The organism is Deinococcus pimensis DSM 21231 (assembly GCF_000519345.1).
Classification (GTDB): domain Bacteria; phylum Deinococcota; class Deinococci; order Deinococcales; family Deinococcaceae; genus Deinococcus_A; species Deinococcus_A pimensis.
In genome coordinates this window covers 6,589-16,571 of record NZ_KI912619.1, presented here as the reverse complement: position 1 = coordinate 16,571, position 9,983 = coordinate 6,589, and the positions used below count along the sequence as shown (strand labels likewise).

The following is a 9,983-nucleotide window of genomic DNA, read 5'->3' as shown; positions in this document are numbered from 1 at the left end:
GAGGACGCGGGCGCCCCGCAGCGGCAGGGTCCAGGTGCGCTCCTTCGCGCGGAACGTCTCGCCCTGCGCGGGGTTCAAACGAGCCTCCACGACACGCCCGGCAGGGTGAGGCCCTCGAACTCCACGGGGTCCGCGTTCCAGTTCGCGACGACCGTGTGCCCCGAGCGGCGCGAGAGGCGCACGCCCTCCGGCAGGGGCGTGACGTCCACGCCCGCCTCCCGCGCGAGGTCCGCGAGGAGCGCGTGCAGCAGTTCGGGCGAGTGCGCGCCGACCGTCACGACGTTCCCGCGCCGCATCACCGCCGCCTGACCCGCGAGGGGGCCGCCCTCGTAGGTGATCAGCGTCCGCGTGCCGGGCGCGGGCTCGTAGCCCTCCGCCCACTGCGTGACGGCGTGTCCGCCCGCGCGGACGGTGAGGCCGGGGCGCAGCGACTCGAAGTTCAGGCTGCGCCCGCCGAAGAAGTCCTTGTCGTCACCGAACTGTCCGTTCTCGTGCGCGCGGCCCGAAGGCGTGCGGAACGCGGCGCGCGGCCCGAAGACCATCAGGCGGCCCCCGGCGTCCGCGCGGAGCTTCGCGACGCGCGCCTCCGGGATCATGGTGAGGGCGGGCGCCACGACGAGCGCGTACCCCCCGAGGTCCGCGTCGGGGTGCACGACGTCCACGTCGATGCCGAGCGCGCGCAGCGCCGTGTAGTACGTGAAGGTCTGCGCCCAGTAGGCGGGGCCGCCCTGCTTCTGCTCGTCGAGGATCCACAGGCTCTCGTAGTCGTGCACGAGGGCCACGCGGGCGGGCACCGCGCCGAGCGTGAGGCCCTCGCGTTCCATGCGGCGGACCTCCTCGAAGCCGCGGTCGGGCGTCTCGTCGTGCCGCAGCAGCCCGGAGTGCATGACCTCCTGGCTCATGGTGGCGGCGCGCCAGCGGAAGTAGCTCACGCAGTCCGCGCCGTGCGCCCAGGCCTGCGCGGTCCACAGGCTCACCGCGCCGTCCGCCGGCAGCGGGTTGTACGGCGCCCAGTTCACCTGGCCGCACTGCTGCTCCATCACCCAGAAGCCGCCGCGCTGGGGCTGCGGGGCGGGCGGGGCGTCCTCCGCCTCCACGTCGTGCCGAGCCCGGACGCGCTTGAGGCCGCGGTACAGGTCGTGGTTGAAGCTGATGAGGTCCGGGTGGCCCGTGCGGGCGTAGCGGAGCTTCACGTCCTCCCCCACCCACTTCCCGAAGTACTCCAGCATCCCCGTGGGGTAGTTGTCCCAGGAGACGAAGTCGAGCGTCTCGGAGACGTCGTAGTGGTCGAACTCCGACTCGAAGATCATGAAGTTGTGCGTCACCCAGCGGCCCGGCGAGTGCTCGCGCAGGATGGCGACCTGCTCCTCCTGGAACTCGCGGATCATGTCGGACGCGAAGCGGAAGTAGTCCAGCACGTGCGACGGGTTCGTCTCCGTGACCGTCAGGATCGGCGGGCGGATCTGATTCCAGTCCGTGTAGTCCATGCTCCAGAACACGTTGCCCCACGCCTCGTTGAGGGCGTCCAGCGTGCCGTACCTGCGGCGCAGCCAGCCCGGGAAGGCGGCGGCGCTCGCGCCGCCGTACGAGCGGCCCGTGGAGTGGCAGGCGAACTCGTTGTCGGTCTGCCAGCCCACCACCGCCGGGTGGTCGCCGTAGCGGACGGCCACCGCGCGGGTGATGCGGCGCGAGCGCTCGCGGTACACGGGCGACGCGAAGTCGTAATGGCGGCGCGAGCCGAACTCGCGGACGCGGCCCTCACGGTCGTACGGGAGGATCTCCGGGTGGGCGCGCGTGAGCCACGCGGGCGGCGTGGCGGTCGGGGTGCACATCACGACCTTGAGGCCCGCCGCGTGCAGGGTCTCGACGGCCTCGTCGAGCCAGTCGAAGGTGTAGTGCCCCTCCGCCGGTTCGAGGCGGCTCCACGCGAACTCCGCGACACGCACGTAGGTCAGGCCGAGGTCCTTCTGCATGCGGGCGTACTCGGCCCAGCGGTCTCTCGGGACGTGCTCGGGGTAGTCGCACACGGCCAGCCGGAGGGTGTTGTCAGTGAGGGTCAAAAGAGGTACCTCGAATGAGCAGTCAGCTGTCAGGGTTCAGCTGTCAGTGAGGAGCGGAGGGTCGATCACGACCGCCGCCCGCCGCCCACTGACGGCTGACGGCTGATCGCTGAAGGCTGCTTCAGCCCTTCACGGCGCCCGTGGCGAGCCCACCCTGCCAGTAGCGGCCGAGCGTCAGGAAGGCCGCGATGAGCGGCAGGATGCTGATGAGCGCGCCCGTGACGATCATGGTGTAGAGGCGCTCCGTGCCGGTCGTGGTGTTGTTCCACACGGACAGGCCCAGCGTGAGGGGGTACAGGGAGGTGCTGTTGAGCATCATCAGGGGCAGGAAGAAGTTGTTCCAGCCCGCGACGAAGCTGAAGAGCGCGACGGTCACGAGGCCGCCCTGCACGAGCGGCATCCCGAGCCGCCAGAAGATGGTGGCCTCGCTGGCGCCGTCGATGCGGGCGGCCTCGATGAGGTCCGTCGGGAAGGCCGAGTCCCAGAAGAGCCGCATGAGGTACAGCCCGAAGGGATTCACGAGGCTCGGAAGGATGAACGCCCAGGGGGTGTTGATGAGCGGCACGCCCGCCTGTCCGAGCTTCTGCATGATCAGGAAGAGCGGCAGCACGAGCGCCGTGCCGGGCACCATGATCGTCCCGAGGATCAGTCCGAAGAGCTGGTTGCGGCCCCGGAACTCGTACTTGCTGAAGGCGTACCCGGCGGTGGCGCAGGTGAGCGCCGACCCGACCGCGATGGCGGCGGAGTACAGGACGCTGTTGAGCAGCCAGCGGACGAAGATGCCGTCCTGGTGCGTGAAGACCTTGCGCACGTTGTCCAGCAGGTGCGAGGGGCTCGCGAACCACAGGCCGGGCGTGGTGAAGAGCTGGCCGTTGTCCTTGAAGATCGTGACGATCATCCACCACAGGGGCAGCAGCGAGTACACGGCGAACAGGCCGAGCAGCAGCACCTGCAGCGGTGAGAAGCCGCGACGTTCGCGGATGGTGCGGGCGCGTCGGGCACGCGTGGTGGTGGTGGGCTGTACGGCACTCACGTGTTGTCCCCCAGTCGGGCGTAGCGCAGGAAGATCCCGCTGAACAGGAAGGTCACGAGCGCGATCAGGATCGCCATCGCGGCGGCGTACGCGTACTGCACGTCACGCGACGCGGCGAGGTAGATGTACGTGTTCGGGGTGATGTTGTCCGGCACGTACCCGAGGGGTCGCAGCACGAAGGGCTCGCTGAAGACCTGCATCGTCCCGATGATGCTGAAGATCACCGTGAGGAGGATGGTGGGCCGCAGCAGCGGGAGCTTCACGCGCCGCACGAGGTTCCAGCCGTCCGCCCCGTCGATCCTGGCCGCCTCGTAGATGTCGTGCGGAACGTTCTGCAGGGCGGCGTACAGGGTGATCATGTTGTAGCCCGTCCACGTCCACGTGACGATGTTCGCGACGCTCCACAGCACCACGGTGCTGGAGAGCAGGTCCAGCGGGTCACGTCCGGTGGCCGTGAGGAACTGGTTGAGCGGCGAGAGGTTGCGCGAGTACAGGTACCCCCACAGCAGGCCCGCGATGACCGTCGGGATGGTGTAGGGCAGGTAGAACACGGTGCGGAAGAACCGCTGCGCGCGGCCCTTGACGGAATCGAGGACGATCGCCACGGCGATCGCGACGATCAGCATGATGGGGATCTGCACGACCGCGAACAGGCCGATGTTCGCGAGCGACCGCAGGAAGTCCGTGTCCTGCAGCGCGCGCACGTAGTTGGTGAGCCCGCCGAAGACGTCCTTGGCGGGTCCGAACCCGACGCGTTTCTTGATGAACAGGCTCAGGTAGACGGCGTACCCCACGGGCGTGAGGTAGAAGACCGTGAAGAGCAGCAGGAAGGGGCTGAGGAACAGCCACGGGGTGACTCTGTGACGCATAGGGCTCTCCTTGCGCGGCGCCGGGGTGGGCGGGGAACGAGGGCCGGGAGGCCGGGTGGCGACGCGCCTCCCGGACCTCCCGACCTGCGGTTCCGCTCCCGCCGGGTGGGCGGCGCGGGCTCAGCGGACGGTGTAGCCGTCCTTGCGAGCGGCGTCGAGCGACTCCTTCTGCCACGCGGCGAGCGCCTGGTCGGGCGTGAGGCGGCCCTTGACCATCGCGTCGATCTGCTTGCTGAAGTTCGCGTCCACGGCGGGATACCAGGGCGCCCACTGGAAGTTGACGTTCACGCCCTCGGAGGCCTTGGCGTACACGGCGTTGATGTTCTGGCCGCCGAAGAACTTGATGGGCGGGCTGGTCTTGTCGTTGAGGGCGGGCAGCTTGAGGCCCGCGCGGGCCGCCGGGAAGAGGCCCGCGCCCTTGAAGTTCGTCTCGACGGCCGTCTTGCTGGCGTTGAGCCACAGGGCGAACGCGGCGGCGGCGGCGGGGTTCTTGGATTGCGTCGTGACGACCATGCTGCTGCCGCCCCAGTTGCCGCTGGCGCTGCCGCCCGCCTTCCACTGCGGCAGGGGCGCGACGCGCCAGTTGCCGCCGCTCTTGCCCTGCATGCTGCTGGCGTAGCCGCCCGGACCCCAGGCGGCCTCGAAGTTCGTGGCGACCTGACCGGCGGCGGCGGCGTTCCAGTAGTCCGCGCTGAAGGCGGGGAGCGTGCCGACGTAGCCCTTCTTGATGAGGCCGTTCCAGTAGTTCAGGACCTTCTTGCTGCTGGGGTTGTCGAGGGTCTGCACCCACGAGTCGCCCTGACGCTTGAAGAACTGACCGCCGTCCGCCCAGGCGAGCGCGATGAACCACGGCGCGAAGGTGGTGTAGAAGTTGCCCATCTTGACCTTGCCACCGCTGGCCTTGTCGAGCTGTTCGGCGGTCTTGGCGTACTCGTCCCAGGTGGTGGGCACCTTGAGCTTGTACTTGTCGAAGATGTCCTTGCGGTAGACCATCGCGAAGGGACCGGTGTCCTGCGGGACGGCGTACACGGCCTTGCCGTCGGGACTGACCTGACCCCACGTCCACGGGACGAAGAGGTTCTTCGAGGCGTTGGCGCCGTACTTCGTGAGGTCCACGAGGCCGCCCGTGTCGATGAAGGACGGCAGGAAGCCGTACTCGACCTGCGCGACGTCCGGGGCGCCCGAGCCGGCCTTGAGGGCGGTGTTGAGCTTCGTGTACGTCTGCGGGCCGCCGCCGAGGTTCGTGACCTTCACCTTGACGTTCGGGTAGAGCTTCTCGAATTCCTTGACGGTCTTGTCGAGGTTCGGGACCCACGACCAGACTTCCAGGGTGGTGTTCCCGCTGATCTTGGGGAGCGTGGGCTCCTGGTAGGACTGGGCGGTCACGGTGGAGAGCGCCGTGAACAGGGCGAGGCTGACGATCAGACCTTTACGCATGGAAACTCCATTCCCGCGCCCGGGGGCGCGACGAGAACCTTCGGCTTCAGACGGTGACGATGTCGAGCCCGGCGGTGCGGAGCTCGGCGAGCTTGCCGGGGTCGGCGCCGCGGCCCGTGATGAGCCGCGTGACCTGCGAGAGGGGCGCGACGGCGGCGGTCGCGACGTGACCGAGCTTGCTGTGGTCCGCGACGACGATGACCTCGCGGGCGTTGGCGGTCATGCTGCTCTTGATCTCGGCCTCCTCGAGGTTGCGGTTGGTGATGCCCGCGCTGGCGCTGACGCCGTTGCAGCCGAGGAAGAGCTTGTCCGCGTGGATGGCCTCGATGAGGCGCAGCCCGAAGGGATTGACGAGGGAATGCTGGAGACGCCGCAGCGTCCCCCCGGTCACGACGACGTTGACGTTCGGGAGCTTCTCGAGCTCCACGGCGATGTTGAGGCCGTTGGTCACGACGGTGACGCCGCGCAGCAGGGGCGAGAGGGACCGCGCGATCTCGGTGGTGGTGCTGCCGACGTCGAGGAAGACGGTGTCTCCCTCCTCGATGAGGGCGGCGGCGACCTCACCGATGCGGCGCTTCTCGTGCGCGCGCTGCTTGCGGGTCTGTTCGAGCGGCAGCTCGCCGTTGGTGGCGAGCGGTTTGACGGCTCCGCCGCGCGTGCGGTGCACGAGGCCCTGACGGTGGAGGGTCTCGAGGTCGCTGCGGATGGTGACCTTGCTGACGCCGAGGAGCGTCGCGAGCTGGTCGACGGTGACGCGTTCTCGCTGCTCGAGCTCGGACAGGATGACACGGAGCCGGGCCTGCACTTTCCTTCCCTCCTTTCGCAAGTTTCGTTTGTGATCGAAGCTTATCCCCGGTCAGAGACAAAGTCAACACTGTGTCCCCGCCTACCGGCGCGTGTGCGCGGGCGCACGTGGCCCCCTCCGACCCGGACCCAAGCTGAAGGTCGATCATGCACGACGCCCTCGCGCACGCCCTCACCGTGCTCCTCTGGACCGGCCTCGCCCTGCTGGCGACCGCACTCGTCCTCGCCGCCGTGCCGCACGCGCCCGCCGGGCTCGCCGACGAGGCCTTCCGGTGGGGTGGCGTCGCCGCGACGCTGGCGATCGCGCTGCGCGTGCGGATGTAGCGCCGAATTGCTGGCGGGCGAAAACTAAGCTTCGAAGTTGGCCAACCTCCAGATCCGTGTACGGGTAGCTCAGCTGAACCGGAACACGTGGGAACCTCGTTTGAGCCCTCCCAACGTCCCCACTTTCGGGAGCAACTTCCACCGAGGTTGCCGCCTTACTCGTCACGCTCAACGGCTCTCGAGGTAATGTGTGAAGTTCTGCCACGCTCGGCTCGCGTGCTCCTGCATATTGGCTTTAACACTTTGGTAACTATTTGTATGCAATCAAAGCTATTAGCCTGCAACTGGCACATAGACCAAATAATTTATGATTTGCGCTTCGGCAGAAGCGTTTTTCACAGAGAAGCGATTCAAAGGGCCTCCGAGTCCCTTGAAGAAGCTTTGAGATATCTGAGAATTTTCAAAAATAAAATGCCGGATCAATTTTTGAACGATCTGTATGCACTCCGAGAGCTTCTATGTCTTCTTGCAGCAGCTGATGAGGCTGTAGTGCGCCGAGCATATCCTGCTCTGCAAAGGCAGTCTCATGCATGCATGGAAACTGCCAAGATCATCAAATCATGTTGGGGTGGTTTACCCGATATGCAGCGAGCACTCGATCTCATCTAACAACCGAGGTACGGATCTTTCCGTACCTCGGTTCGTTTCGCCGCGCTCAGGCGAGCTGCGCCAGCACGTCCTCCAGGCGTTCCTTCTGCGCGCCGAAGTCCGTGACGCGGCGACGTTCCTCCTCGATCACCTCGGCGGGCGCGCGCGCCACGAAGCCCTCGTTCGCGAGCTTCCCGCGCGCCTGGTTGATCTGCTTGTCGAGTTCCGCGAGCCGCTTGCGCTGCCTCGCCACCCACTCGCCGAGGTCCACCGTGCCCTCCAGCGGCGCGCGCACCGTCACGCCGGACTCCACGGCGCTGAGCGTCCGGCCCTCCAGGGCGTCCACGAGCGTCACGCGCGCGATGGCCTCCACCACCGCGCGGTTGGCGCGCACCACGTCCGCCGCGTCTCCCTCCACCGTCACGTTCAGGCGATCCTGCGGCGAGAGCCCCAGCTCGTTCTTGAGGCTGCGCGCCGCCGACGTCGCCGCGCGCAGCGCGTCGAAGGCCGCCGTGGCCTCCGCGTCGAAGGCGGCCTCGTCGTACCGCGGCCACGAGTGCACCGCGATCTGCCGCTTGTGCTCCAGCGCGTCGTAGATCTCGCTCGTGACGAACGGCATCACGGGGTGCAGCAGCTTCAGGATGCCCTCGAGGACGAACTTCAACGTCTCGCGCGTGGCGGGGTTGCCCTCGCGCAGCGCGGGCTTGGCCGCCTCGATGTACCAGTCGCAGAACTCGTCCCAGGTGAAGGAGTACGCCACGCGGATCGCGGCGCCCACGTCGTACGCGTCCAGGAGCGCCGTCACCTCGCGCACCACGTCGTTGAAGCGGCTGCGGATCCAGCGGTCCGCGAGGGTCGCCTCGCCCTCCCCCGCCTCCGCGGAGAGGTTCATCATCGCGAAGCGCGCGGCGTTCCACAGCTTGTTCGCGAAGTTGCGGCCCTGCTCGTAGCGGCGCGGGTCGTGCCGGATGTCCTGCCCGCCCGTCAGCAGGTACGCGAACGCGAAGCGGCACGCGTCCACGCCGTACTGATCGAAGAGTTCCAGCGGGTCCACGCCGTTGCCCTTGCTCTTCGACATCTTCTGGCCCTTCGCGTCGAGGTACAGGCCGTGCAGCAGCACCGTGTGGAAGGGCGCCTTCCCGGTCATGTGGTACCCCGCCATCTGCATGCGCGCCACCCAGAAGAACAGGATGTCGTAGCCCGTCACGAGCACCGACGTCGGGTAGAACTTGCGGTAGTCCTCCGCGTCCGTGTCGGGCCAGCCCAGTGTGGAGAACGGCCACAGGTTGCTGCTGAACCACGTGTCGAACACGTCCGGGTCGCGGCGCAGACGCAGGTGCGCGTAGCGCGGATCCCGGTCGCAGTCGAGGTCCGGGTTGTCCGCGTCGGGCACGTAGATGTTGCCGTCCTCGTCGTACCACGCGGGAATCTGATGGCCCCACCACAGCTGACGCGACACGTTCCAGTCGCGGATGTTCTCCAGCCAGTCGCGGTTCACCTTCGCGTAGCGCTCCGGGATGACCTGCATCTCGCCGCGCTCCAGCCCGCCGAGCACCTCGCGCGCCATGTCGCCCATCCGCACGAACCACTGCGTGCTCACGATGGGTTCCACCGGCACCTTCGTGCGCTCCGACAGGCCGATGGCGGTCACGTGGTCCTTCTCGTCCACGAGGTCGCCCGGCGCGTCCTCCGTGCCGCGCAGGGCCGCCACGACCGCCTTGCGGGCCTCGAAGCGCTCCATCCCCCGGAAGGCCTCCGGCACGAGGTCGTCCGAGGTGAGGTTCCCGTTCAGGTCGATGACGCTGGGGCGCGCGAGGCCGTGCCGCTCGCCGATCTCGAAGTCGGTCGGGTCGTGCGCGGGCGTGATCTTCAGCGCCCCCACGCCGAACTCACGCTCCACCGCCTCGTCCGCGATGATCGGCACGAAGCGGTCCGTGAGCGGGATGCGCGCCCGCTTCCCGATCAGGTGCGCGAAGCGTTCGTCCTCGGGGTGCACGGCGATCGCCTGGTCCGCGAAGATCGTCTCGGGCCGCACCGTCGCGATGAGGATCTCGCCCGCCTCGCCGTTGGAGGCCGCCAGGGACGGATCTTCGAGCTTGTAGCTCAGCGTCCACATCTTGCCCTTGCGTTCCTCGCGGTCCACCTCCAGGTCGGAGAGGGTCGTCTGGCTGGCCGGGTCCCAGTTCACGATGCGCTCCCCGCGGTAGGCGAGGCCCTCGTGGTAGAGCCGCACGAACTGGTGCCGCACGGCGCGCGAGAGGAGGTCGTCCATCGTGAAGCGCTCCCGCGTCCAGTCGGCGCTGATCCCGAGCCGCTTGAGCTGACCCGTGATGGTGCCGCCCACCTGCTCCTTCCAGGCCCAGACACGCTCCAGGAACGCCTCGCGGCCCAGGTCGTGCCGGGACTGCCCTTCCTTGCGCAGTTCGCGCTCGACCGCCACCTGCGTGGTGATGCCCGCGTGGTCCGTGCCGGGCAGGTAGAGCGCCTCGAAGCCCGCCATGCGCTTGTAGCGCGTCAGCGTGTCGATGAGGGTGTTGTCGAGGGCGTGCCCGAGGTGCAGGCTGCCGTTCACGTTCGGCGGCGGGATCACGACGGTGAAGGGCGGCTTCGCGCTCGTGGCGTCCGCGCGGAAGGGCTCGTTCGCCCACCGCTCGGCCCAGCGGGGCTCCACGGTCTGCGGCTCGAAGGTCTTGGGAAGTTCGTTCATGCGTGTTCCTCCGTGAGGGCCGCGCGCAGCGCGGGCAGTTCGGCGTCGGTGTCCCAGTCGGGCCGCGCCGTTTCGAGCGGGGTGAAGCGGTGCAGGAAGGTCAGGCCGCCGTCCGCGCCGCCGGACGCGACGACGTGCGGCCACGCGTCCGGGGCGCCCTC

The 9,983-nt window shown here is 68.2% G+C and carries 8 protein-coding genes; 1 reads left to right on the top strand and 7 read right to left on the bottom strand.

Annotated elements, in window-relative coordinates; translation table 11 throughout:
* Positions 1-74: 74 nt before the first annotated feature.
* The 5 genes from DEIPI_RS0101700 to DEIPI_RS0101680 all read right to left on the bottom strand — a co-directional run bounded on the left by DEIPI_RS0101700 (position 75) and on the right by DEIPI_RS0101680 (position 6,204).
* On the bottom strand, positions 75-2,060 hold the full coding sequence (locus DEIPI_RS0101700; RefSeq protein ID WP_027480645.1) for a beta-galactosidase: 1,986 nt from the start codon (positions 2,058-2,060) through the stop codon (positions 75-77).
* A gap of 121 nt (positions 2,061-2,181) precedes the next feature.
* Positions 2,182-3,093, bottom strand: coding sequence for a carbohydrate ABC transporter permease (locus DEIPI_RS0101695; protein ID WP_027480644.1), 912 nt, complete (start codon positions 3,091-3,093; stop codon positions 2,182-2,184).
* On the bottom strand, positions 3,090-3,962 hold the full coding sequence (locus tag DEIPI_RS27665; RefSeq protein ID WP_045233429.1) for a carbohydrate ABC transporter permease: 873 nt from the start codon (positions 3,960-3,962) through the stop codon (positions 3,090-3,092). The genes DEIPI_RS0101695 and DEIPI_RS27665 overlap by 4 nt, the downstream gene beginning before the upstream one ends.
* Before the next feature lie 120 nt (positions 3,963-4,082).
* Positions 4,083-5,399 carry an ABC transporter substrate-binding protein gene (locus DEIPI_RS0101685; RefSeq protein WP_027480643.1) on the bottom strand — a complete coding sequence of 439 codons (1,317 nt, stop codon included), beginning with the start codon at positions 5,397-5,399 and terminating at the stop codon, positions 4,083-4,085.
* Between the two features lie 46 nt (positions 5,400-5,445).
* The gene (locus DEIPI_RS0101680) at positions 5,446-6,204 is read right to left on the bottom strand and encodes a DeoR/GlpR family DNA-binding transcription regulator (RefSeq protein ID WP_027480642.1); all 759 of its coding nucleotides are present in this window, start codon (positions 6,202-6,204) and stop codon (positions 5,446-5,448) included.
* 146 nt (positions 6,205-6,350) lie between these two features.
* Here DEIPI_RS0101680 and DEIPI_RS37210 point away from each other — a divergent pair, with 146 nt between their 5' ends.
* Positions 6,351-6,527: a hypothetical protein gene (locus tag DEIPI_RS37210; RefSeq protein ID WP_157463396.1), complete on the top strand. Its 177-nt coding sequence runs from the start codon at positions 6,351-6,353 to the stop codon at positions 6,525-6,527.
* A gap of 400 nt (positions 6,528-6,927) precedes the next feature.
* Here DEIPI_RS37210 and DEIPI_RS41790 read toward each other — a convergent pair whose 3' ends face one another.
* Positions 6,928-7,059: a hypothetical protein gene (locus tag DEIPI_RS41790; RefSeq protein ID WP_281173172.1), complete on the bottom strand. Its 132-nt coding sequence runs from the start codon at positions 7,057-7,059 to the stop codon at positions 6,928-6,930.
* Positions 7,060-7,182: 123 nt separating this feature from the next.
* A complete protein-coding gene (locus tag DEIPI_RS0101670) occupies positions 7,183-9,822 on the bottom strand; it encodes a valine--tRNA ligase (protein WP_027480641.1) in 2,640 nt (879 codons plus the stop codon).
* Between the last annotated feature and the right edge of the window lie 161 nt (positions 9,823-9,983).